This window comes from Actinokineospora iranica (assembly GCF_900101685.1).
GTDB lineage: Bacteria > Actinomycetota > Actinomycetes > Mycobacteriales > Pseudonocardiaceae > Actinokineospora > Actinokineospora iranica.
Genome location: NZ_FMZZ01000006.1, coordinates 309,410 through 332,137, shown reverse-complemented (window position 1 = coordinate 332,137; position 22,728 = coordinate 309,410). Strand labels below are relative to the sequence as shown.

At 68.6% G+C, this 22,728-nt stretch carries 22 protein-coding genes and 1 tRNA gene; 15 read left to right on the top strand and 8 right to left on the bottom strand.

Annotated elements, in window-relative coordinates; translation table 11 throughout:
- Positions 1–19 precede the first annotated feature (19 nt).
- Positions 20–406, bottom strand: a complete 387-nt coding sequence (locus BLS56_RS15235; RefSeq protein ID WP_091450774.1) for a tetratricopeptide repeat protein — start codon at positions 404–406, stop codon at positions 20–22.
- Between the two features lie 157 nt (positions 407–563).
- Here BLS56_RS15235 and eno point away from each other — a divergent pair, with 157 nt between their 5' ends.
- Genes eno through BLS56_RS15220 form a run of 3 tightly spaced genes read left to right on the top strand, consistent with a single transcriptional unit; the run spans position 564 to position 2,895 of the window.
- A complete protein-coding gene (gene eno / locus BLS56_RS15230; protein ID WP_091450772.1) occupies positions 564–1,850 on the top strand; it encodes a phosphopyruvate hydratase in 1,287 nt (428 codons plus the stop codon).
- Positions 1,851–1,855: 5 nt separating this feature from the next.
- Positions 1,856–2,407 (top strand): FtsB family cell division protein, encoded by a 552-nt coding sequence (locus BLS56_RS15225; protein ID WP_091450770.1) that lies wholly within the window; start codon positions 1,856–1,858, stop codon positions 2,405–2,407.
- Positions 2,404–2,895 (top strand): DUF501 domain-containing protein, encoded by a 492-nt coding sequence (locus BLS56_RS15220; protein WP_091450768.1) that lies wholly within the window; start codon positions 2,404–2,406, stop codon positions 2,893–2,895. Before BLS56_RS15225 ends, BLS56_RS15220 begins: the two co-directional genes overlap by 4 nt.
- A gap of 3 nt (positions 2,896–2,898) precedes the next feature.
- Here BLS56_RS15220 and BLS56_RS15215 read toward each other — a convergent pair whose 3' ends face one another.
- From BLS56_RS15215 to BLS56_RS15205, 3 genes are all read right to left on the bottom strand, one after another.
- Positions 2,899–3,285, bottom strand: coding sequence for a VOC family protein (locus tag BLS56_RS15215; protein WP_091450767.1), 387 nt, complete (start codon positions 3,283–3,285; stop codon positions 2,899–2,901).
- On the bottom strand, positions 3,254–3,574 hold the full coding sequence (locus BLS56_RS15210) for an ArsR/SmtB family transcription factor (RefSeq protein WP_091450765.1): 321 nt from the start codon (positions 3,572–3,574) through the stop codon (positions 3,254–3,256). The genes BLS56_RS15215 and BLS56_RS15210 overlap by 32 nt, the downstream gene beginning before the upstream one ends.
- 135 nt (positions 3,575–3,709) lie before the next feature.
- On the bottom strand, positions 3,710–5,335 hold the full coding sequence (locus BLS56_RS15205; RefSeq protein ID WP_091450764.1) for an acyl-CoA dehydrogenase family protein: 1,626 nt from the start codon (positions 5,333–5,335) through the stop codon (positions 3,710–3,712).
- Positions 5,336–5,568: 233 nt separating this feature from the next.
- Here BLS56_RS15205 and BLS56_RS15200 point away from each other — a divergent pair, with 233 nt between their 5' ends.
- The 8 genes from BLS56_RS15200 to BLS56_RS15165 all read left to right on the top strand — a co-directional run bounded on the left by BLS56_RS15200 (position 5,569) and on the right by BLS56_RS15165 (position 15,717).
- Positions 5,569–6,897: a lytic transglycosylase domain-containing protein gene (locus BLS56_RS15200; RefSeq protein ID WP_228771651.1), complete on the top strand. Its 1,329-nt coding sequence runs from the start codon at positions 5,569–5,571 to the stop codon at positions 6,895–6,897.
- A 144-nt stretch (positions 6,898–7,041) separates the two neighbouring features.
- Entirely contained in the window at positions 7,042–8,013 is a 972-nt protein-coding gene (locus BLS56_RS15195; RefSeq protein WP_091450762.1) for a Ppx/GppA phosphatase family protein, read from the top strand.
- A 265-nt stretch (positions 8,014–8,278) separates the two neighbouring features.
- Entirely contained in the window at positions 8,279–9,928 is a 1,650-nt protein-coding gene (locus BLS56_RS15190; protein WP_175482838.1) for a peptide ABC transporter substrate-binding protein, read from the top strand.
- A gap of 69 nt (positions 9,929–9,997) precedes the next feature.
- Positions 9,998–10,927: an ABC transporter permease gene (locus BLS56_RS15185; protein ID WP_091450760.1), complete on the top strand. Its 930-nt coding sequence runs from the start codon at positions 9,998–10,000 to the stop codon at positions 10,925–10,927.
- Positions 10,920–11,879 (top strand): ABC transporter permease, encoded by a 960-nt coding sequence (locus BLS56_RS15180; RefSeq protein WP_091450759.1) that lies wholly within the window; start codon positions 10,920–10,922, stop codon positions 11,877–11,879. The genes BLS56_RS15185 and BLS56_RS15180 overlap by 8 nt, the downstream gene beginning before the upstream one ends.
- A gap of 6 nt (positions 11,880–11,885) precedes the next feature.
- Positions 11,886–12,926, top strand: coding sequence for an ABC transporter ATP-binding protein (locus tag BLS56_RS15175; protein ID WP_091450757.1), 1,041 nt, complete (start codon positions 11,886–11,888; stop codon positions 12,924–12,926).
- Positions 12,919–13,917 carry an ABC transporter ATP-binding protein gene (locus BLS56_RS15170; RefSeq protein ID WP_091450755.1) on the top strand — a complete coding sequence of 333 codons (999 nt, stop codon included), beginning with the start codon at positions 12,919–12,921 and terminating at the stop codon, positions 13,915–13,917. Before BLS56_RS15175 ends, BLS56_RS15170 begins: the two co-directional genes overlap by 8 nt.
- A gap of 48 nt (positions 13,918–13,965) precedes the next feature.
- Positions 13,966–15,717, top strand: coding sequence for a S8 family peptidase (locus BLS56_RS15165; protein WP_228771650.1), 1,752 nt, complete (start codon positions 13,966–13,968; stop codon positions 15,715–15,717).
- 265 nt (positions 15,718–15,982) lie between these two features.
- Here BLS56_RS15165 and BLS56_RS15160 read toward each other — a convergent pair whose 3' ends face one another.
- The gene (locus BLS56_RS15160) at positions 15,983–17,452 is read right to left on the bottom strand and encodes a S10 family peptidase (protein WP_091450754.1); all 1,470 of its coding nucleotides are present in this window, start codon (positions 17,450–17,452) and stop codon (positions 15,983–15,985) included.
- 30 nt (positions 17,453–17,482) lie between these two features.
- Here BLS56_RS15160 and BLS56_RS15155 point away from each other — a divergent pair, with 30 nt between their 5' ends.
- A complete protein-coding gene (locus BLS56_RS15155; RefSeq protein ID WP_175482837.1) occupies positions 17,483–18,187 on the top strand; it encodes a uracil-DNA glycosylase in 705 nt (234 codons plus the stop codon).
- A 505-nt stretch (positions 18,188–18,692) separates the two neighbouring features.
- Here the strand turns inward: BLS56_RS15155 and BLS56_RS32285 are convergent.
- From BLS56_RS32285 to BLS56_RS15145, 3 genes are all read right to left on the bottom strand, one after another.
- Positions 18,693–18,854: a hypothetical protein gene (locus tag BLS56_RS32285; protein ID WP_228771649.1), complete on the bottom strand. Its 162-nt coding sequence runs from the start codon at positions 18,852–18,854 to the stop codon at positions 18,693–18,695.
- A 31-nt stretch (positions 18,855–18,885) separates the two neighbouring features.
- Positions 18,886–19,266 (bottom strand): hypothetical protein, encoded by a 381-nt coding sequence (locus BLS56_RS15150; protein WP_091450752.1) that lies wholly within the window; start codon positions 19,264–19,266, stop codon positions 18,886–18,888.
- A gap of 88 nt (positions 19,267–19,354) precedes the next feature.
- A complete protein-coding gene (locus tag BLS56_RS15145) occupies positions 19,355–20,224 on the bottom strand; it encodes a DUF5753 domain-containing protein (RefSeq protein WP_091450750.1) in 870 nt (289 codons plus the stop codon).
- Between the two features lie 334 nt (positions 20,225–20,558).
- Here BLS56_RS15145 and BLS56_RS15140 point away from each other — a divergent pair, with 334 nt between their 5' ends.
- From BLS56_RS15140 to BLS56_RS15130, 3 genes are all read left to right on the top strand, one after another.
- Positions 20,559–20,735 carry a DUF397 domain-containing protein gene (locus BLS56_RS15140; RefSeq protein WP_139190709.1) on the top strand — a complete coding sequence of 59 codons (177 nt, stop codon included), beginning with the start codon at positions 20,559–20,561 and terminating at the stop codon, positions 20,733–20,735.
- Positions 20,736–21,217: 482 nt separating this feature from the next.
- Positions 21,218–22,543 (top strand): NAD(P)/FAD-dependent oxidoreductase, encoded by a 1,326-nt coding sequence (locus BLS56_RS15135; RefSeq protein WP_091450746.1) that lies wholly within the window; start codon positions 21,218–21,220, stop codon positions 22,541–22,543.
- A gap of 90 nt (positions 22,544–22,633) precedes the next feature.
- Positions 22,634–22,707: transfer RNA gene (locus BLS56_RS15130), tRNA-Leu, on the top strand.
- Positions 22,708–22,728: the final 21 nt, after the last annotated feature.

The window sequence follows — 22,728 nt, the reverse complement described above, 5'->3', positions numbered from 1 at the left end:
CGGCGTGAACCCCGGAAAACTATCGGTCGCGTTCGACGGAGATGCGGGCGTTGACCTCGCCGAGCGCTTCCTGGTATTCCGGGACGGGGTTCATCGCGACCGCGATCCGCAGTTGCGTCTGCGCCTCGGGGAGCCTGCTCTGCCGCTGCAGGGTCTTGCCGAGGGCGAACCGCGCGTAGTGGTCGGTCGGGTCCAGTTCCAGCACCCGCAGGAACGCCTGTTCGGCCCGCCGCAGCTGGGCCGAGCCCAGGTAGGCGCGGCCAGCGAGCAGTTGGACGCTGGGCGCGTTGGGCTCCGCGTCGAGGACGGGGGCCAGGGCGGCCAGGGCGTCGAGCGGCCTGCGTTGCGCCACGAGTGACTCCGCGTGGCGGAACGCCTCGAACGTATTGCCTGGCTCCTCCGTCATAGTCAGATCAACACTACCTGCGTAAGCGCTGTTCCTCGACCCTCCGCAGGAGTGATCGCCGGGTGTCGCCCGTATCCCGGAGGTGCCTTCGTCAAGTTTTGAAACTGGCCCGCTACGCTCGTCTTGGAGTAGTACGACGCTTTGTGAGGAGCACCACGTGGCTGTCATCGAGCAGGTCGGCGCACGCGAGATCCTGGACTCGCGCGGCAATCCCACCGTGGAGGTGGAGGTCGCGCTGGACGACGGGACGCTGGCCCGCGCCGCCGTGCCCTCCGGGGCGTCGACCGGTGAGCACGAGGCGGTGGAGTTGCGCGACGGCGACGCGAACCGCTACTTCGGCAAGGGCGTGGAGAAGGCCGTCACCGCGGTCCTCGACGAGATCGGGCCCGAGTTGCAGGGCATCGACGCGGTCGACCAGCGCATCGTGGACCAGAAACTGGTGGACCTCGACGGCACGCCGGACAAGTCCCGCCTCGGCGCCAACGCGATCCTGGGCGTGTCGCTGGCGGTGGCCAAGGCCGCTGCCGAGTCCAGCGGCCTTGAGCTGTTCCGCTACCTGGGCGGCCCGAACGCGCACGTGCTGCCGGTGCCGATGCTCAACATCCTCAACGGCGGCGCGCACGCCGACACCGAGGTGGACATCCAGGAGTTCATGATCGCGCCGATCGGCGCGGAGAGCTTCCGGGAGGCGCTGCGCTGGGGCGCGGAGGTCTACCACTCGCTCAAGTCGGTGCTCAAGAGCAAGGGCCTGGCCACCGGCCTCGGCGACGAGGGCGGCTTCGCCCCGAGCCTGACCACCAACCGCGAGGCCCTCGACCTGATCATGGTCGCGATCGAGAAGGCGGGCTACACCGCGGGCCGCGACGTCGCGCTGGCGCTGGACGTGGCCGCCACCGAGTTCCACTCCGACGGCGCCTACACCTTCGAGGGCGCGAAGAAGAGCGCCGAGCAGCTCATCGCGTACTACACCGAACTGGTCGACGCCTACCCGATGGTGTCCATCGAGGACCCGCTGTCCGAGGACGACTGGGACGGCTGGGTGCGGCTGACCGCCGAGCTCGGCGAGCGCGTCCAGCTCGTCGGCGACGACCTGTTCGTCACCAACCCCGACCGCCTCGAAGAGGGCATCGCCCGCCGCGCGGCCAACGCCCTGCTGGTGAAGGTCAACCAGATCGGCACGCTGTCGGAGACCCTGGACGCGGTGACTCTTGCCACCTCTTATGGCTACCGCAGCATGATGAGCCACCGTTCCGGTGAGACCGAGGACACCACCATCGCCGACCTGGCCGTTGCCACCGGTGTCGGCCAGATCAAGGCGGGCGCCCCCGCGCGCAGCGACCGGGTCGCCAAGTACAACCAGCTCCTGCGCATCGAGGAGACCCTGGGCGACGCGGCGCGGTACGCGGGCGACCTCGCGTTCCCCCGCTTCACGCCGGAGTCCTGACCCCGATGGTCGGACGCGGCGCCGAACGCGGCGGTCGCGGGCGGCGGAGCGAGACCTCCGCCGCCCGCAGACCCGAGCGCGTGCGGCGCCGCGCGCGTCCGACCTCGGCGCAACCCCCAGCGGAACCCCCTCGTCCGGCCAGGTCGGCGGGACCCCAGAAACGACGCAAACGCGGCGCCATCCTGGGCCTGTCGACCACCCGACGGGCGGCGGTGTTCGCGACGGTCGTCTGCGCGCTCGCCCTGAGCGTGGCCGTCCCGCTGCGCACCTACCTGTCGCAGCGCTCGGATGTGGAAGTCCAACAACAACGCCAGGCCGAGTTACGCGCCAAGGTCGACGAGCTGCAGCAGCGCAAGGAGCAGCTCGCCGACCCCGAGCAGGTGCTGGCCGAGGCCCGCAGGAGACTGCGGTACGTGATGCCGGGAGAGACGCCGTACATGGTCGAGTTGCCACCGGAGGCGGGCGGCCCTGGCGCGAGCCAGGAGCCGACCCAACCCATTCCCGACCAGGCCTGGTACCAGGCCCTGTGGGACGCGGTGACGGGGGAGCGCCGGTGACCCTGGAACCCGTGACCGAGGCCGACCGCGAGATCGTCGCCGCCCAGCTGGGCCGCGCTCCCCGCGCCATCCGCGCCGTCGCCGCCCGCTGCCCCAGCGGCCACCCCGCCGTCATCCAGACCAACCCGAAGCTGGAAGACGGCACGCCCTTCCCCACCCTGTACTACTTGACCTGCCCCAAGCTGGCCGCCGCCATCAGCACCCTGGAAACCACGGGCGTCATGAAGGACATGACCGACCGCCTGTCCACCGATCCGGACTTGGCGGCCCACTACCTCCAGGCCCACAAGTCCTACCTGGCCGAACGCGACGCCCTGGAGCCCCTGGGCACCGATGTGACAGCGGGCGGAATGCCGGGCCGGGTCAAGTGCCTGCACGCCCTGGTGGCCCACTCCCTGGCCACGGCCCCCGGCACCAACCCCTTCGGCGACGAGGCACTGGCCCTGCTGGCCCCCGCTTGGCCCACCGGCGACTGCGCCGCGGTGTAGTTCCTAGGCGGTGTGCTCGATCTGGATCAGATTGCCGCAGGTGTCGTCAAGGACAGCCGTGGTGACCGGCCCCATCTCCAACGGCTCCTGGGTGAAGCGCACCCCGAGTTCCCGCAGCCTGCGAAACTCAGCGTGCACGTCTTCGACGGCGAAGGCCGTAGCCGGAATCCCGTCCGCGACCAGCGCCTCCTTGTACGGCTTCACCGCCGGATGCCCGTCGGGCTCCAGCAGCAGCTCAATCCCGTCGGGGTCCTCCGGCGACACCACGGTCAGCCACCGGTCCGTCCCCACCGGCACCTCGGTCTTCTTCACGAAGCCCAGCACGTCGGTATAGAACCGCAGCGCCTTTTCTTGATCGTCAACGAACACGCCAGTCAGATGAATCCGCACCGGTCTCTCCCTGTGCATCAGGCCTGAGCCACCGAGTAACGATGCGCTCAAGCGGTTCAGTGTTCAATTCGTGAAACTTGTAGCGCCCCTCGCGCCGCGAAACGACCAACCCAGCACCCTCCAACACGGCCAAGTGCTGACTGATCGCCTGCCGCGACAGCCCCAACCCGTACTTGGTCACCAGCCGCCCGCAAATCTCGAACAAGGTCTGCCCATCCCGCTCCACCAGCTCATCCAGGATGCGCCTACGGGTGGGATCGGCCAGCGCCTTGAAGAGATCCTCCGCCACACCCCCACCATAGGCAAGTCACCACTTGCCTATCAACTCGGGTCCCTCTCCCAGCGTCACCAGGTGCTCGGCGCGTCGAGCAGGAGCAGCAGACCGCTCTCCTGCCTGCCGGACCCGGCCCTGCCAACCCCACGGTCAACCCACCTGAGGGGTGACCCGATCAATCAGAGATCCCACATCGACCCCACGCGCAAGCGTGCCCAAAGTCCGGCCGGAATCTGCCAGTCGAGCGAGAAAAGCGTCAGCCATCGCGGGAACATGCCGCAACAGCAGGCTTCCCTGCAAGGACAGCGTGATCAGCTCGGCCAACCGACGCGCCCGGGCGGGCTCGGCGGTCTTCACCTCGGTCCACAATGACGCCACCACGGCATCGAGTCGATCGTCAATCCCGGCGGTGGCCGACAACTCGGCCAGCAAAGCGTCCACAGTAGACGAGTCTCGCGACAGCGCCCGCAGGACGTCGAGCGCCGTCGCATTCCCCGAACCCTCCCAAATGGACATCAACGGCGCCTCGCGGTACAGCCGGGGCATCCCCGACTCCTCCACGTACCCGTTGCCGCCCAGGCACTCCAACGCCTCCGCCACCACCATCGGCGCCCGCTTGCACACGTAGAACTTCGCCGCGGGCAGCGCGATCCGCAGCAACGCGCCCGCGCCGCTGTCCACTTCGGCCGCCAACCGCAGCCCCAGCACCGTCGCGGCCGCCGACTCCAGCGCCAGGTCCGCGAGCACCGCCGCCATGGCGGGTTGCCGACGCAACACCGTGCCGAACGCCGCTCGGTGAGCCGCGTGGTGGGCGGCCTCCGACAGCGCGATACGGATGTTCGCCGTCGACCCGAGCACGCAGTCCAACCGGGTCATCGTGACCATCTCGATGATGGTCCGCACCCCGCGGCCTTCGTCGCCGACGCGCCAGCCGACCGCGCCCGCGTACTCGATCTCCGCGGACGCGTTGGACTTGTTCCCCAGTTTGTCCTTGAGCCTTTGCAACCGCAGCGCGTTGCGGCTTCCGTCCGGCAGGACGCGGGGTAGGACGAAGCAGGTCAGGCCGCCGGGGGCCTGCGCGAGGGTCAGGAACAGGTCGTTCATCGGCGCCGAGGTGAACCACTTGTGCCCGACCAGCGAGTACGTGCCGTCCGCCAGCGGTGTCGCGGTGGTGGTGTTCGCGCGGACGTCGGAGCCGCCCTGTTTCTCGGTCATCGACATGCCCGCGAGCAGCCCAGCCTTGCCGCCCGGTTCGCGCAGGCCGGGGTCGTAGACCGGCGAGGTCAGGCCGGGCTCGAACCGCGCGGCCAGGTCAGGGGCGTGCCGCAGCGCGGGCACCGCGGCGTAGGTCATCGAGATCGGGCAGCCGTGTCCGGCCTCGACCTGGGACCAGAGGGTGAACGCGGCGGCCCTGCGCAGGTGGGCGTGCTCGTCCTCGGCCGCCCACGGCGCGGCGTGCAGGCCGTGGGACACCGCCCGCGACATCAGCCAGTGCCACGACGGGTGGAACTCGACCGCATCGATCCGGTGGCCGTAGCGGTCGTGGGTGCGCAGGACCGGCGGGTGCTCGTTGGCGAGCCGCCCGTGCTCGCGCGCGGTGTCCGAACCGGACTCCAGGGCCAGCGCCGAGAGCGAGCCGACCACCGTGTCGGAGCCGAACGCGCTGACCGCGCCGACCAACGCGGGGTCGCAGGCGAGCGGGTCGAATCCGGACAGCGGCGGGGCCTGGTTCACGACCTCGTGGGTCGCGCCGACGGCGTCCTCGGTGGCGGTCATTACCCGAGGGTATCCGGACTCAAACGGATCTTAGCCGACCAATTTTTGTCTCTCTGGGTTAACAACGGTCGTCCAAAAGGGCAAGTTGATGACGACTTTTGAATCTTTATTACGTGAATGTAGCCACGGACGGTGACTCCCGGGGAGAGATGAGGCACAGTGGTTGACCAGGACGAGCGTCACACAGGTCGGCTAACCGCCGGCGGTCACACAGGGCGAGGGACGGGGTCACGGTGAGTGTTCCGAAGGCCAGGGGCAAGGTCGGCAAGCACCGGCACCAGAAAAAGCGCAAGCGCGGGGCGGCCGCGGCGGCGGGCGCGCTGCTGCTCGTGCCCGTGGTCGCCGCGGGCGAGCCGACGGACTGGGTCACCCAGGAAGACATCGGCCCGATCGCCCTCGCGGGCAACGTGGGCGGCGGCCTGATGGGTCTGACCGACCCCAGCAAGGTCAGCGCCAACGGCGCGATGCCGCAGAGCCAGCAGCTCGGCGCCGAGGTGCTCGAACTCGCTGCCACGCCCGCGCTACTGGCCCAGGGCGCCGGTCCCGAGGTGTCGATGCCCGGCGGCCCGCTCGGCATCCCCGGCGTGATGCTGCAGGCCTACATGCGCGCCGCGCAGACCCTGGCCACCACGACCCCGGGCTGCCGCCTGGACTGGCCGCTGCTGGCCAGCATCGGCCGCATCGAGTCCAACCACGCCCGCGGCGGCCGGGTCGACGCGAACGGCCTCACGGCCACGCCGATCCTGGGCCCGGTGCTCAACGGCGGCGGGTTCGCCGCGATCGCCGACACCGACGGCGGGTCCTACGACGGCGACGCCCGGTGGGACCGCGCGGTCGGGCCGATGCAGTTCATCCCGTCCACCTGGAAGGGCTACGCGTCCGACGGCAACGGCGACGGCAAGACCGACCCGAACAACGTCTACGACGCCACCCTGGGCGCGGGCAAGTACCTGTGCTCCGGCGGGATGGACCTGTCCAACCCGCAGCAGCGCGCGACCGCGGTGTTCCGCTACAACCACTCCGACAGCTACGTGCGCACGGTCCTGATCTGGGCCGAGGCCTACGCCAAGGGCGTCACGCCGGTCCCGACCACGCCGGTCGCCGCTGCCGAGCAGCTGGCGATCCAGAAGCCGCTGGTTCCGCAGCAGCCGGGCACGCCTGCCCCGGGCACGACCCAGCCGGGAGCGCCGTCGCAGAGCACGTCGAGCACGGTCCCGCCGTCGTCCTCCGCGCCCGGCGCCACGTCGTCCGCGCCGTCGTCCACGCCGCCGAGCAGCAGCGCGCCGACGAGTTCGGCGACCCAGCCGTCCACGACGCCGCCCGCCACGACGTCGCCCGCCACGACGACGCCGCCGTGCCCGACCGGGCCGGTGGCCCCGCCGACCAGCACCACGGCGCCGACGGCGACCGCGACGCCCAACCCCTGCGCCACTCCGACCACGACCCCGCCGTCGAGCGCGTCGACCCCGCCGTCGAGCACCTCGGCTCCCGCGTCGAGCACCTCGGCCGCGGCCTCGACCTCGGGTCCGGCAGGTTCGAGCGTGGTGACCAGCTCGTCCTGACCGAGCGCGCGAAGCCGAGACACGGAGGCCGCACCATACTCTTCGGAGTGTGGGCGGCCTCCGTGGTTATCCACATCCTCTGAAGTCATCCACAGGCGCGGCGGACTCACAGCCGACGCGCCCGCCCGCCTTTAGGCTGCGGACATGACCAGGGTTGCCGCCATCGACTGCGGGACTAACTCCATCCGGCTGCTCGTCGCCGACATCTCGGTGCGCGACGACGGTTCCTTCTGGCTGCGCGACGTGCACCGCGAGATGCGGGTCGTCCGGCTCGGCCAGGGCGTAGACGCGACCGGCGTGCTCGCGCCCGACGCGCTGGCCAGGACCTCCGCCGCGCTCGCCGACTACACCGCGATCATGCGGCGCAAGGGGGTCGAGCGGGTCCGCATGGTCGCCACATCGGCCACCCGGGACGCGAAGAACCGCGACGAGTTCTTCGCGATGACCCGGGCGCTGCTCGGCGTCGAGGCCGAGGTGATCAGCGGGGACGAGGAGGCGCGGCTGTCCTTCGTCGGCGCGGTCGGCGACCTCCCGCCCGAGGACGGCCCGTTCCTGGTGACCGACATCGGCGGCGGCTCGACCGAGCTGGTGCTCGGCGACTGGGACGGCGCCCGCGCCGAGGTCCACGCCGCGCTGTCGGTCGACATCGGCTGCGTCCGGATCACCGAGCGGGCGCTGCGCGGCGACCCGCCCGGCGCGGCCGAGGTCGCCGAGGCCAGGGCGCTGGCGGCGCGGGTCCTCGACGAGGCGTTCGCCGCGGTGCCGGTCGAGCGGGCGCGGACCTGGGTGGGGGTGGCGGGGACGGTGACGACGCTGTCGGCGGTCTCCCTCGGCCTGCCGCGGTACGACCCGGAGAGCATTCACCTGAGCAGGCTCACTGCCGACGAGATCGCCACCATGACGAGTCGTATGCTTACGGCCAGTCACGATGAACGGGCAGCCATCCCGGTGATGCACCCCGGCCGGGTGGATGTGATCGGCGGCGGCGCTGTGATCGTGCAGACTCTTGCGGAGAGGATTTTTCGTGAGACGGGCATCACGGCTTTGCTTGTCAGTGAGCACGACATCCTCGACGGGATAGCACTGTCAGTGGCGGAGGTGGCCGACTCTGTGTGACAGCTCAGAGGTCGTCTCAACCATGACCTGACACTTTTTGGACAGAAATGTGTCCGCCTAGCGGGCACTTGCCGATCCGACTATCCGCCAAATGGATGAACTACCTTCGATTGTGACTCGTTTGTGACGTCCGTGATCGCCGTGGTAATCGCCCCTCCGGTTAACTTCCATTCACTTTCGGAGCGGGCGGTTCCGCTTCGTGACCGACGGAGCCGATGGCGGACCAAGCCCGAGAGCACGTCGACAAGAGCCTGGGAGGAGACCCATGCGTAAACCACGCTGGATAGCGGCGTCGGTGATGCCGCTCGCGCTCGCGCTCACGATCGCGGGGTGCGGCGGGGGCAACGAGGACGGCGGCTCCGGAGGAGGCGCGGGGAGCGGCGACGGCGCGCTATCCGTCTTCGGCACCGAGCCGGAGAACCCGCTGGAGCCCGGCAACACCAACGAGGCGGGCGGCAGCAAGGTCGTCCGCGCTCTGTTCACCGGCCTCTATCGGTATGACGCGGTCACCGGCAAGCCCATCGAGGCGATGGTGGAGAAGTTGGAGACGACCGACTCCAAGGTCTTCACCATCAAGATCAAGTCGGGCTGGAAGTTCCACGACGGCACCGACGTGAAGGCCAAGAACTTCGTCGACGCCTGGAACTACACCGCCTACAGCCCCAACGGCCAGCAGAACGGCAGCTTCTTCGAGCAGGTCCAGGGCTACAAGGACGTGCACACCGATGACCCGGACGGCACGGCGGGCCCGCAGAAGGCGCCCGAGCCCACGGCCAAGGAGATGTCCGGCCTCAAAGTCGTCGACGACACGACCTTCGAGGTCACCCTGTCGGCGCCGTTCGCGGTGTTCCCGCTCAAGCTCGGGTACAACCCGTTCATGCCGCTGCCGGACTCCTTCTTCGCCGACCCGAAGACCTGGGAGGCCAACCCGGTCGGCAACGGCCCGTTCCAGTTCGTCTCCCGGCAGCCGAACTCGCACATCACCCTGACCCGCTTCGACGGGTACAAGGGTGACGACGCGCCGAAGTTCAAGGACCTCACCTTCAAGATCTTCCAGACGAACGAGGCGGCCTACACCGCGGTCGTCTCCGGTGAGCTGGACTTCCTGGACACCGTTCCGCCTTCCGGCCTCGCGGGCGGCAAGTACAAGCAGGACCTCGAAGGCCGCAACAACTCCGTCCCGTACATGGGCAACCAGACGCTCACGGTCCCGTCGTACGACCCGACCTACCAGAGCACGGACCTGCGCAAGGCCATCTCGATGTCCATCAACCGCCAGGAGATCATCGACAAGATCTTCGACGGCACGCGCATCCCCGCCGACGGCTGGGTCAACCCCGCGGTCCCCGGCTACGCCAAGGACCAGTGCGGCGAGGTCTGCACGTTCAACCCGACCAAGGCCAAGGAGTACCTGGCCAAGTCCGGCTTCACCGGCTCGATCTCGCTCAAGACCAACGCCGACGGCGGCCACAAGGACTGGATGACCGCGGTCTGCAACAACGTCATCAACACCCTGGGCATCGGGTGCACCTACGACCCGATCCCGACCTTCGCCGAGACCCGCCAGCAGATCAACTCGCGGCAGATCCGCGGCCTGTTCCGGTCGGGCTGGATCGCGGACTACCCGTCGATCGAGAACTTCATCAACCAGCTCTACCGCACCGGCGCGTCCGCCAACGACGGCGAGTACAGCAACCCCAAGTTCGACGAGCTGGCGGCCAGGGCCGACGCCTCGCTCTCGGTGGACGAGGCCAACAAGCTCTACCAGGAGGCCGAGCGGCTGCTGGCCGAGGACATGCCCGTCATCCCGCTGTGGAACCAGACCTCGCAGTACGGCTGGTCCGAGCGGCTGGACAACGTCCGCCTGACCACGCTGCGTGAACTGGACCTGTCCACCGTGACGGTCAAGAACTAACCAGGGCCACTCCGGGCCGGGGCGCGGCGATCCCGTGCTCCGGCCCGGAGTCAGGTGGGGAGAAAACTGATGGGACGCTACGTCCTCCGACGGCTCTTGCAGCTGATCCCGGTCTTCATCGGGACCACGTTCTTGATCTACTGGCTGGTCTGGAGCCTGCCCGGCGACGAGTTCTCCGGAAAGTGCGGCGACCGGCCCTGCCCCGACTCCTACATCAACCTGATGAAGGAGAAGTTCAACCTCGACGACCCGCTGATCGTGCAGTACGGCAAGTACATGCTCAACCTGCTGCAGGGCGACTTCGGGGAGACCTTCCGGGGCATCGAGGTCGGCGACCTGATCGCCGAGGCCTACCCCAACACCATCCGGCTGGCGCTGGTCGCGCTGGCCATCGAGGCGCTGATCGGCCTGACCGCAGGAATCCTGACCGGCCTGCGCGGCCGGGGTTTCCTGGACAACCTGACGCTCGTCTCGACCCTGTTCCTGATCTCGCTCCCGGTGTTCGTCACCGGCTTCGTCCTGCAGATCGTGCTCGGCTTCGAGCTTGGCTGGATCAAGACGACCGTGTCGGCGTCACCCGCGCCATGGGAACAGCTCATCGTGCCGGGCTTCGTCCTGGGCAGCCTGTCGATGGCGTACGTGACGCGGCTGACCAGAACCTCGATCGCGGAGAACAAGCGGGCCGACTACGTGCGCACCGCGGTGGCCAAGGGGCTGCCCCAGCGCCGCGTGGTCGGGGTGCACCTGCTGCGCAACTCCGCGATCCCGGTGGTCACCTTCCTCGGCACCGACCTGGGCAACCTGATGGGCGGCGCGATCGTCACCGAGGGCATCTTCAACATCAAGGGCATCGGCAACCTGGTCTACCGGGGCATCCTCGGCAAGGAGGGCCTGGTCGTTACCGGCGTCGTGACGCTGCTGGTGATGGTGTACCTGCTCTCGAACCTGCTGGTGGACATGCTCTACGCCGTCCTCGACCCAAGGATTCGCTATGACTGACCCGAGCACCGCGGCCAGCGGCGCCGCGGTGACCACGGCCGCGGACGACTTCGTCACCGCCGCCGAGCACGCCGAGGCCAAGCCGGGCAAACCCCGCAGTCTCGCCTCCGACGCCTGGCACGACCTGCGCAGGCGACCGCTGTTCGTCATCTCCGGCGCCATGATCGTGCTGGTGATCGTGATGGCGGTGGCGCCGGGCCTGTTCACCTCCGTCGACCCGACCTACGCCGACCTCTCGCGCAGCCGCGTCGGGCCGTCCGCGCAGGCCTGGTTCGGCTACGACAACCAGGGCGCCGACGTCTTCGCCCGCACGATCTACGGCGCCCGCGCCTCGATCATCGTCGGCGTCGCGGCCACCATCCTGACGGTGCTGATCGGCGGCACGCTCGGCCTGCTCGCCGGGTTCTACGGCGGCTGGATCGACGGGCTGATGTCGCGTGTCGCCGACGTGTTCTTCGGTCTGCCCTTCGTCCTGGGCGCGATCGTGATCCTGACCAGCCTCGGCGGAGGCGGGAACTCGGCCACCGAGATCATGTTCCTGGTGGTCCTGTCGATCTCGCTGCTGTCCTGGCCGGTCTGTATGCGGATCATGCGGTCGGCGGCGATCACCGCGAAGCAGCAGGACTACGTGAAGGCAGCCAGGGCGCTGGGCGCGGGCGCGCCGCGGATCATCCTGCGGCACATGCTGCCCAACGCGATCGCGCCGGTGCTGGTGTACGCCACGATCGCGCTCGGCGCGTTCATCGGGGCAGAGGCGACCCTGTCGTTCCTCGGTCTCGGCCTGCGCGCGCCGGTCGTGTCCTGGGGCGTGATGATCGCGGACTCCCGCGACATCATCCGCGTCGCACCGCACACGCTGCTGTTCCCCGCGGCCTTCCTGACCGCGACCGTGCTGGCCTTCGTGATGCTCGGCGACGCCGTGCGCGAAGCGCTCGACCCGAAGATGAGGTAGGGGCGTATGCCCACGAACACCGCACAGTCCACTGTGGACTCCGAGGGGGCCGGGCCGGACCCGGCGGCGCCACTGCTGGAGGTCGACGACCTCTACGTCGAGTTCCGCACCCGCGACGGCGTGGCCAAGGTGCTCAACGGCGTGAGCTACCGGGTCGAGGCGGGGGAGACCCTGGCCGTGCTCGGCGAGTCCGGCTCAGGCAAGAGCGTCACCGCCCAGACCGTGATGGGCATCCTGGACATGCCGCCCGGGCACATCACCGGCGGCGCGATCCGGTTCCACGGCGAGAACCTGCTCGCCGCGACCGACCGGCGCAGGCGGGAGGTGCGCGGCTCGGGCATCGCGATGATCTTCCAGGACGCGCTCTCCGCGCTGAACCCGGTCTTCACCGTCGGCTTCCAGATCGAAGAGCAGCTTCGGATACGCCGGGGCATGTCCCGCAAGGACGCCCGCAAGCGCGCCGTCGAACTGCTCGACCTGGTCAAGATCCCCAACGCCAAGGGCCGGGTCCGGCAGTATCCGCACGAGTTCTCCGGCGGGATGCGCCAGCGCGCCATGATCGCGATGTCGCTCGCGCTCGACCCGGAGATGCTCATCGCCGACGAGCCGACGACCGCGCTGGACGTCACCGTGCAGGCCCAGATCATGGACCTGCTCAAGGAGATCCAGGTCGAGCGCAACATGGGCCTGATCCTGATCACCCACGACCTCGGCGTCGTCGCCGAGGTCGCGGACCGGATCGCGGTCATGTACGCCGGGCGGATCGTGGAGCAGTCCGACGCGCGGTCGCTCTACCGCAAACCCGGCCATCCCTACACCCTGGCGCTGCTGGACTCGCTGCCCCGGCTCGACCTCAAGGGCGCCGAGCTCAACACCATCAAGGGCCTGCCGCCGAGCCTGCTCAACGTCCCGCCCGGCTGCCCGTTCCACCCGCGGTGCCCCCGCGTGGAAGACGTCTGCAAAACCGACGTCCCCCCGCAGCACCGGCTGATGCCGGGCAGGCTCAGCGCCTGCCACTTCGCCGAGGAGCTGATCGCCGGTGACTGACAACATCATCGAGGTGCGCGACCTGGTCAAGCACTTCCCGGTTCGGGTCGGCGTGCTGTTCAAGCACACCGTCGGGCACGTCCGCGCGGTCGACGGCGTGTCCTTTGACCTCAGGCGCGGCGAGACCCTCGGCGTCGTCGGCGAGTCCGGCTGCGGCAAGTCGACCCTCGCGCAGGTCCTGATGCGCCTGGAGCCGCCCACCGGCGGCAGCGCGACCTTCGAGGGGCGCGACATGTTCGCGATGAAGGGCGCCGAGCTGCGCAAGCTGCGCCGCGATATCCAGATCGTGCTGCAGGACCCCTACACCTCGCTGAACCCGAGGATGACCGTCGGCGACATCGTCGGTGAGCCGTTCGAGATCCACCCCGAGGTGGCGCCGAAGGGGTCGCGGGCGAAGAAGGTCCGCGACCTGCTCGACGTCGTCGGCCTCAACCCGGAGCACATCAACCGCTACCCGCACCAGTTCTCCGGCGGCCAGCGCCAGCGCATCGGCATCGCCCGCGCGCTTGCCCTGCGGCCCAAGGTGATCGTCTGCGACGAGCCGGTCTCCGCGCTGGACGTCTCGATCCAGGCGCAGGTGATGAACCTGCTCGGCGACCTGCAGACCGAGTTCGGACTGTCCTATGTGTTCATCGCGCACGACCTGTCCGTGGTCCGGCACCTGTCGGACCGGGTCGCGGTGATGTACCTGGGCAAGATCGTCGAAATCGGCACAGAGCAGGAGATCTACGAGCACCCGACCCACCCCTACACCCAGGCGCTGCTGTCCGCGGTGCCCGTGCCCGACCCTGAGCTGCGCGGCCAGCGGAAGGTCATCCGGTTGGAGGGCGACGTCCCCAGCCCGGTCGACCCGCCGTCGGGCTGCCGGTTCCGCACCCGCTGCTGGAAGGCGCAGGACATCTGCGCCGAGGAGGAGCCCGCGCTGATCACCAGGGTGGCGGCGCACCCGAGCGCGTGCCACTTCGCCGAGGAGAAGTCGGTCGTTCCCTGAGGTCGGGGGCAGCACCCAGGGATTGGATGACAAGTCGAGGAGGAGATCGTGAAGCGACGCAAGACAGTGGTGGCCGCCTTAGCGGTGCCTTTGGTCGTGACGCTGTCCGCGGTGGTGGGGCCGGGTTCGGCCACCGCCCAGCCGGACCTGTCCGGCAAGACCGTCGAGTTCAACATCCTCACCGCGGACGGCGCCAGCGTCGAGTCCGTCGAGGCGGCCGTCCGCGCCGCGGGCGGCACGGTGGTGGCGGCCAACCGGGCCGCGGGCCTGGTCACCGCCACCGCGCCGGAGAACGGCTTCACCGCCCGGCTCGCGGGCGCCAAAGCCGTCGACAGCGCTGCCCGCGCCAAGTCCATCGGCCAGGCGCCGCGTGACGCCAAGGCCGCGGGCAAGGCCGTCAAAGAGGAGATCAGGGCGGCCGTCGAGCAGGAGCACAAGCTGGTTAAGGCGGGCAGGCGCGGCCCGGCCTATGCGGCCACCGCGGGCATGGACCCGTTGGACGGGCAGCTGTGGGGCCTCACCTCGGTCCGCTCGCACCTGGCCCGCACCAAGCAGGCCGGGGACAAGCGCGTCAAGGTCGGTGTCCTCGACACCGGTGTCGACGCCAGCCACCCCGACATCGCCCCCAACTTCGACCACGCGCTGTCGCGCAACTTCACCCGCGACATCCCCACCGACGAGACCGGAGCCGTGGTCGACGGCCCGTGCGAGTACCGGGGCTGCGTCGACCCCGCCGACGTCGACCACGGCGGCCACGGCACGCACGTCGCGGGCACCATCGCCGCGGCGGCCGACGGGTTCGGCATCTCCGGCGTCGCGCCGAATGTGTCCATTGTGAACATTCGCGGCGGCCAGGACTCCGGCTTCTTCTTCCTGCAGCCGGTCGTGGACGCGATGACCTACTCCGGCGACGCTGGCCTCGACGTGGTCAACATGTCGTTCTTCGTCGACCCGTGGCTCTACAACTGCAAGAGCAACCCGGCGGACAGCGCCGAGCAGCAGGCCCAGCAGCGCATCACGATCAAGGCCATCAGCCGGGCGATGAACTACGCCTACCGCAAGGGCGTCACCCAGGTCGTGTCGCTGGGCAACCAGCACCAGGACCTCGGCGCCCCGCTGCCGGACACCATCAGCCCGAACTACCCGGCGGGCGCGGCCCACAACCGCGTCATCGACAACGCCGACTGCCTGTCGCTGCCGGTCGAGGGCCCGCACGCGATCGGGGTGAGCTCGTTCGGCCCGTCCCAGGCCAAGGCGGACTACTCGAACTACGGCTTCGAGCGCATCTCCGTCTCCGCCCCCGGCGGCTACTTCCGCGACGGCCTCGGCACCCCGGCCTACCGCACCAACGAGAACCTGATCCTGTCGGCCTACCCCAAGAACGTCGCCCTCATCGAAGGCGCCATCGACGAGGCAGGCAACATCACCCCCGACGGCGAGGCCCTGGGCGTCCAGAAGGCCTGCAAGCCCAACGGAACCTGCGGCTACTACCAGTTCCTCCAGGGCACCTCCATGGCGTCCCCGCACGCCTCCGGCGTCGCAGCCCTGATCGTCGCCCAATACGGCAAGTATTCTCGCGGCGGCGTCACCCTGTCCGCGGACAAGGTGCGGACCGTCCTGGAGGGCACTGCGGCTGACATCGCTTGCCCCACTCCCCGCACGGTCGACTACACGCTGGTTGGGCGTCCAGCGGAGTTCAACGCCACCTGTGAGGGAACCCCGGCTTACAACAACTTCTACGGCCATGGTGCTGTGGATGCTTGGGCCGCGGTCACGAACGGCATGAAGTTCCTGAGGTAGCTTTGTGTGCTCGGCGGGCCCCTCCGGTTTCGGAGGGGCCCGTTGTGGTGTGTGGGGGGTGCCCGATTGGGTGGAGTGGTTTGGCTGGGGCCCCTACGAAGGAAGATCGCCGTGTGAAAGACGGGTGGGAAGCCTTCGGCCGCACACGTGCGTAGCCAGCTTAGCGATCTTCCTTCTCCCCCAGCCAAACCACTCCACCCAATCGGGCGCTTGGCGGCCTCGGGCGCGTTTTTCTTGTGGGTATGGGTGGGGGTTGGCGGTGGGGTCAGCGGTTGGCGGCTTTCTTGACGAAGGCGGCCAGGTCCTTGGCCTGTTGGATTCGGGATGGCTCGTGGACGTACATCATGTGGCCTGCTGGGTAGTAGGCGACTTCGATGTTGTCCCGTAGTTCGGTGGGAATGCGGAGTTGGGCCAGGGTGTGTTCGGTGGCGAAATACGGTGTGGCGCCGTCGGTGTAGCCGGAGGCGACGTGGATTTTCAGGTGGGGGTTGCCGCGCATCGCCGCGGCTAGTTTGTGGGCTACTGTGACGTGGGCGTTCTCGAATTCCTTGTACGACCAGTCGCGGTTCACCTGCATACTGAGGACTTCGTAGGGCAAGTCGTTGGGGTAGGCCAGTTCCGTGTGCAGGTAGTGGTTGATGCCCGCGGTGTAGGCGCCCATGATCGCGGTGGTGGTGGGGTCCTCGGTGAGGCGTTCGCCGCCGTAGTCGGCTTCCCAGCCGGTGAAGCGGCCGTCGAGGCGGCCGACGGTTTGCCTGCGGTGCCGCAGGAGTTCGGTGAAGAACCGGATGTGCTCTACGCGGAGGTCGACGCGGTCCACGTAGTCCTCGGACAACCCGGTCAGCCGCGCCAGCTTCGCCACCACGGCCGACCTGTCCTGAGTGGACAGTCGGGAGCCCTGGGACAGCGCGTGCGGGTAGTCGCGGGCCGCGAACTCTTCGGCCTCGGCCAGCACTTCCGCCAGCGGCCGGTCGCCGTGCAGGCCGTGGTAGTGCGCGATCGCGGCGTAGGTCGGCAGGAACAGGGTGTAGGGCAGGTCGTTGCCCTCGCTGAAGACCAGGGTGCTGAAGTCCAGCACCGCCGAGATGAGCATCAACCCGTTGAGGTACATGCCATGGCGGCTCTGCAGGTGCTGCGCCAGCCCGGCCGCGCGGGTCGTCCCGTACGACTCGCCGGCGAGGAACTTCGGCGACACCCACCGGCCGTTGCGGGTCGTCCACAGGCGGATGACCTCGCCGACGGACTCCAGGTCGGCCTGGAAGCCGTGGTAGTCCCCGGGTTTCTCGCCCTTCACCGCCCGCGAGTAGCCGGTGGACACCGGGTCGATGAAGACCAGGTCGCTGTGCGCGAGCAGGGTTTCGGCGTTGTCGACCAGCCCGTACGGCGGCGCGGCGAGGTCGCCCGCGTCGCCGGAGACGACCCGGCGGGGGCCGAGGACGCCCAGGTGCAGCCAGATGCTCGCCGACCCGGGGCCGCCGTTGAAGGCGAAGGTCACCGGGCGCTGGGCGGGGTCGGCGCCGTCGAGGGTGTACGCGGTCACGAACACCTCGGCCTTGGGCAGGTGCCCGTCGAACTTGCCGTCGGTGACCACTTCCTTGCGCAGGACCAGGCGCCCGGTCGTCGCGGTGTAGTCCAGCTTGCGCCTGCGCACGGTCACCGAGTGCGCGGTCGTGACCAGGTCGTCGATGGGGTCGGGGGCGGTCTGCTGCTCGTCGGCCGCGTCCTGGGATGCCATGCGCCGACCCTACGTGGTGGAATCGGCCCGGTGAGGACACTCGCGGAACTGGACCAGGCGGTCACCGAATGCCGCGCCTGCCCCAGGCTCGTCGCCTGGCGCGAAGAGACGGCCAGGGTGAAACGCGCCGCCTTCCGCGACCAGGACTACTGGGCCCGCCCCGTCCCCGGCTTCGGCCCGGCGGACGCCGCGCTCGCCATCGTCGGCCTCGCCCCCGCCGCGCACGGCGCCAACCGCACCGGCCGCATGTTCACCGGCGACCGCTCCGGCGACGTCCTCTACGCCGCCCTGCACGCCGTCGGCCTCGCCTCCCAGCCCACCGCCACCCACATCGGCGACGGGCTGGAGCTTTACGGCACCCGCATCACCGCGCCGGTCAAATGCGCCCCGCCGGAGAACAAGCCCACCCCAGAGGAACGGGACAACTGCCGCCCCTGGCTGGAGCGCGAACTCGCCCTGCTGCGCCCGACCCTGCGCGCGGTCGTCGTCCTCGGCGCTTTCGGCTGGCAGGCCCTGCTCCCGATCCTGGCCACGGCGTGGTCCGTGCCGCGTCCCCGCCCCCGCTTCGGCCATGGCGTCCGCCACGACCTCCCCGCCCTCGACGGCGGCCCGCCGCTGGCCGTGCACGGCTGCTACCACGTCAGCCAGCGCAACACCTCCACCGGCCTGCTGACCCTCGACATGGTCTGCGACGTCCTCGCCGCGGCGGCCACGCCGCTGGGCATCCGCCGTTAGGCGCAAACTCAAGCGCAGCCACCGCGCCTGGGAGTATTGGGGTATTCCAGGCGGGCCAAGGACTCCAGGTGACTGCTCTTGTCGTGCTGCTGCCCGGAATCCAGGTCGCGGAGTCCGATTAACGCATTTCCCATGGTGAGGGTTGATCTGCCCGCAGGCAGTGCCCCTGGATCGCTTCAGTTTCCGAGTGGGGTTCAGGTTCGCTACGCTGGTCCAATCGGGTATAACTGCGGTGTCTGTGTTACAGGGCGACAGCGGAGTGCGACCCTGCTAGGGCGGCGTTGTAGTTCGGCATGAGCCTGTGGCAAGATCAACTTGCTGCGGTCGCGCGGACGGGGGTTGGCAGTGGGGAGCACGTCGAGATGTCTCGACCGCCACCTACCCAGGGCAACCCGTATTCGTGTTCCGATTGATTCGGACGTTGTTCCGCGCTCTGACACTCATACGGTCAGGAATCCAATGATATGAACGGACAGCGCGCGCGGAAGATCGCCGCTTACTCGGCTTACAGTGTCGGAGCGGGAGTGGTGGCTGTCGCCGCAGGCGTTCTCGTCGCGGGCATCATGGCGTCGGCGAGTTCGGCGTGGAACTTCGTTCCCATCGCCATCAGCGCGGCTGTCGTCATCAGCGCGGGTCTCTGGGCGGACAGAGCGGTGCCGTGGCTCATGACCTCCCGCAAGCGGGCAGCGGAGCGGGCGCTACTTCTCTCCGATCTTCTTCACCAAGCGCCGAACCGCGAACTTGATGATCATCACCAGCGGGATCGAGCCCACAGCGGCGGCGACGGCCACTGGGCGCCAGCCGCCAGAGGCGAACACTAGGACCAAAAAGGCGCCGAGCACCACCACCACGGTGAGAATCAGCAGGACCACCGGGTACACGTTGTAGAAGATGTAGGCGGCCTTCAGGCCTATTTCTCGCACGCGTGGGTCTTTCGAGGACCGCATCTTCTCAATGTCGCCGGTGTACTGCTTGTACAGGCCGCTTCCCTGGGTATAGGTCAGGTCGTCGGTGGACTGGGGAGGTTCCTCTTCGCGGCCTGGGTCGGGGGAGTGCGCGGGAGCCGCGTTCTCTGTCATGGCTGTGTGCTCCGGATGGGGAAAAGAGCAAGGGGAAAGTGGGGGTCACCGCCTACGCCGCGGTCGCTTCCGCGTCGCCACTCCGACGTCACCGGGCGTCGAGTAGCTTGATCTGCTCCTCGATCAATGCCAGGGAATCGTCCTCGGACAGCGCCGCCCGCACCGAGTCATCCCATTTCGTCTGATATGTCCGCACCAGCTCGTCGTCGCCCGCGGTGAAGAAGTCCTTGTCGAGCATTTCAAGGAACAGCACGGTCTCTACCTCGGACTCCAGGTCGCCTTCGACGTCGAGGAGGATGAACGGGCCGTCGAGCGCGGCGTGCCAGCCCGCCGCGTAGCCGATCACGCGGATCGTGACCTTCTGGTCCTCGGCCAGCGCGCGCAACTCGCGCAGCTGCTCGGACATCACCTCGGGGCCGCCGATCACCCGGCGGATCACGCTCTCATCGATCAGCAGCGCCATCTCCGGCCCGTCCGCCCCGCGCAGGCGCCGCAGGCGCTCCCGGCGGGCCTCCTCGGCCAGGTCGAGTTCCGCGCCGCTGAAGTACTGCGCCAGCAGCGACCGCGTGTAGCGGGGGGTCTGCGCCGGTCCGGGCACGAGCAGCGGGTGCGCCTGGCGGATCGCGGTTGCCGCAGACTCGTAGCTGAACAGGTTGCTGACCGGTGTGTTCAACACGCTCGCGAACCGGTCGTACCACGCGCGCTTGCGGGTTTCCCGCGCCATCGCGACGAACTGGTCGACCTGCTCGGGATCGGTGACGCCGTACTCGGTGAGCAGCGCCTTCATGTCTGAGGCGGACACGCCGCCCGCGCCTGCCTCCAGGCGGATCAGCTTGGACAGCGACCACTCCATGGCGGCGGCGACCTCGGGCTGGGTCCGGGCGCGCTCTTCACGGAGCCTGCGGACGCGACGGCCCACCAGTCGCCGGTAGAACCGAGGGTCCCGCGTCCTGGCCATGGTCCACTCCTCCCGTGTCCCCGAGCTGACCTTCACTCTACGAGGTGTCACCCGTACTCAGTTTGACACCTGTCACTTTGGCACCACTCACCTGGTCAAGGAACTTATCATGCGGATTCGCGTTCCGCGGACTCGCGCTGTCCGTGCCGCCACACTTTGACACCACCCGTTCTCCCACGCGTTGGTGGCAGTCGACTACGAAGAGTGACGATGCGGGACGGCTCTCGCTGATTTCGGGAATGCGACACCCAAGCAGCGGATTCATCAACACCGGGCGGGGCGGAATAATCGACCTGTTCGCCTCCGTGGCAGGAGGTCGGGGAGGGTGGTCGCCATGTCGGTCTCGAACAATGTGGTCTGGCGGAAGAGCGCGCGCTGCGAGAGTGGAAAGTGCGTGGAACTCGCCTGGGGCGGCACGGCGACTTTCATCCGCGACTCGAAGAATCCTGGACAGATCGTGGACATCCCCGCCGGGGCCGCCCGGCTGCTCATCGACTTCGTCCGCGACTAGGGCCCTGGCCAGCGGCTACCGCCGCTTCGGCGCGCGGGGTCGGGTATGTGTCGAACGGTGATCAGGGTACGTCACGGGTGCGCTGAAATGACGCAAAACAGTGATTCGCGGGTATTTATTGACGTCCCCCCCTGGTGTTGGTTCGAGTTTCTTCGCCCCATTGCCCCCATGGGCCATGTCGGTTCCTACAAAAATGGGCACAAAAAGGGGTGCGGGGTGTCGTCGGTGTCCATTTTCTGTCATTGTGACATCAGGCTTCACGTCCTGTGGTGATCGACGTCGCGACGGCATTCGCCAAGCGGGCAGCGGGTTCGGCCGCCGGTCACTCTGGATGTCCGCGGCGGCACTCCAAGTGACCACTGTGGACCGGTTCGGACAAAGCGGCGAGGTCAGGCACGGCCTGGGAAAACGGGTCAGCGACCCGGGTCACACCAGCATGGGGGCGGCGCGCGGAGGTGGAAAACCAGTGCGACCATTGCGGCATGGCGCATGGAAAGTCGGAGCCCACCCGCATCCTCATCCTGGGTGGCGGTTACGTCGGTTTGTACACGGCGCTCGGGCTCCAGCGAAAGCTCCGTTCCGGTGAGGCCTCGGTCACGGTGATCGATCCGCAGCCGCACATGACCTACCAGCCGTTTCTCCCCGAGGCGGCCGCTGGCGCGATCGAGCCGCGGCATGTGGTCGTGCCGCTGCGGCGCGCGCTCAAGCGCTGCCACGTCATCACCGCGCGGGCCACCGGCATCGAGCACGCCCGCAAGGTCGTCACCATCGAGGCCGCCGACGGGCACACCGAGGAGCTGGGCTACGACGTGCTCGTCGTCGCGCTCGGCTCGGTGGCCCGGCTGCTGCCGATTCCCGGCCTGGCCGAGCACGGCATCGCGTTCAAGACCATCGGCGAGGCCATCTACCTGCGCAACCACGTGATGACCAAGCTCGACCAGGCCGACAGCACGCTCGACCCCGAGCTGCGCAAGAAGCTGCTGACGTTCACCTTCGTCGGCGGCGGCTTCGCGGGCATCGAGGCGCTGGGCGAGCTGGAGGACATGGCCCGCTTCGCCACCCAGTACTACAAGAACGTCGAGCCGGAGGACCTGCGGTTCGTGCTGGTCGAGGCCGCGGGACGGGTGCTGCCGGAGGTCCGCGAGAGCCTCGGCGTCTACACCGTCATGCAGCTGGAGAAGCGCGGTATCGAGGTCTACCTGTCGACGCTGGCCAAGTCGTTCGAGAACGGCCACGTCGTCCTCTCCGACGGCACCGAGTTCGACAGCGACACCATCGTCTGGACCGCGGGCGTCAAGTCCAACCCGGTGCTCGGCGCGTCCGACCTGCCGCTGACCAAGCAGGGCAGGCTGCGCGCCACCGCCGCGCTGCGCGTCGAGGGCCTGCCCGACGCGTGGACCGCCGGTGACTGCGCCGCGGTCCCCGACCTGTCGCGCACCCCGGACGACCCGACCGCGATCTGCGCCCCGAACGCCCAGAACGCCGTCCGGCAGGCCCGCCTGCTGGCGAAGAACATCGTGGTGGCCCTGCGCGGCGGCAAGCCCAAGGAGTACTACCACAAGAACATCGGCTCGGTCGCGAGCCTGGGCCTGCACAAGGGCGTCGGGGACGTGTTCAACGTCAAGGCCAAGGGCTTCATGGCCTGGGCGATGCACCGCGCCTATCACGTGAAGGCGATGCCCACGGTCAACCGGAAGGTCCGGATCACGCTGGACTGGTTAACGGGAGGACTCTTCCGGCGTGAGGTCATCTCGATGGGTCAGATCAATGATCCGAAGGCGGAGTTCGTCAGAGTTTCCAAAGGTTGACCGGCAAACGGCCCAAAGCGCATTGGGCCACCCGGCCGGAAATCCGAGAAACCCGTCCCGAGACATGGAATCGCGCCTTAGGCTGCGGCTGCCCCCGTAGCCCAACAGGCAGAGGCAGCCCCCTTAAAAGGGGTCGAGTGCCGGTTCGAATCCGGTCGGGGGCACAAAGCGGAACTGTCCACTCA

Bases quoted from the DNA above. Each gene is read 5' to 3' on its own strand.
- BLS56_RS15235 (WP_091450774.1), bottom strand. From the start codon at position 406: ATGACGGAGGAGCCAGGCAATACGTTCGAGGCGTTCCGCCACGCGGAG.
- BLS56_RS15225 (WP_091450770.1), top strand. From the start codon at position 1,856: ATGGTCGGACGCGGCGCCGAACGCGGCGGTCGCGGGCGGCGGAGCGAG.
- BLS56_RS15205 (WP_091450764.1), bottom strand. From the start codon at position 5,335: ATGACCGCCACCGAGGACGCCGTCGGCGCGACCCACGAGGTCGTGAAC.
- BLS56_RS15195 (WP_091450762.1), top strand. From the start codon at position 7,042: ATGACCAGGGTTGCCGCCATCGACTGCGGGACTAACTCCATCCGGCTG.
- BLS56_RS15190 (WP_175482838.1), top strand. From the start codon at position 8,279: ATGCGTAAACCACGCTGGATAGCGGCGTCGGTGATGCCGCTCGCGCTC.
- BLS56_RS15185 (WP_091450760.1), top strand. From the start codon at position 9,998: ATGGGACGCTACGTCCTCCGACGGCTCTTGCAGCTGATCCCGGTCTTC.
- BLS56_RS15180 (WP_091450759.1), top strand. From the start codon at position 10,920: ATGACTGACCCGAGCACCGCGGCCAGCGGCGCCGCGGTGACCACGGCC.
- BLS56_RS15175 (WP_091450757.1), top strand. From the start codon at position 11,886: ATGCCCACGAACACCGCACAGTCCACTGTGGACTCCGAGGGGGCCGGG.
- BLS56_RS15160 (WP_091450754.1), bottom strand. From the start codon at position 17,452: ATGGCATCCCAGGACGCGGCCGACGAGCAGCAGACCGCCCCCGACCCC.
- BLS56_RS32285 (WP_228771649.1), bottom strand. From the start codon at position 18,854: ATGAGCCACGGCACCGCTCTGTCCGCCCAGAGACCCGCGCTGATGACG.
- BLS56_RS15150 (WP_091450752.1), bottom strand. From the start codon at position 19,266: ATGACAGAGAACGCGGCTCCCGCGCACTCCCCCGACCCAGGCCGCGAA.
- BLS56_RS15145 (WP_091450750.1), bottom strand. From the start codon at position 20,224: ATGGCCAGGACGCGGGACCCTCGGTTCTACCGGCGACTGGTGGGCCGT.
- BLS56_RS15140 (WP_139190709.1), top strand. From the start codon at position 20,559: ATGTCGGTCTCGAACAATGTGGTCTGGCGGAAGAGCGCGCGCTGCGAG.
- BLS56_RS15135 (WP_091450746.1), top strand. From the start codon at position 21,218: ATGGCGCATGGAAAGTCGGAGCCCACCCGCATCCTCATCCTGGGTGGC.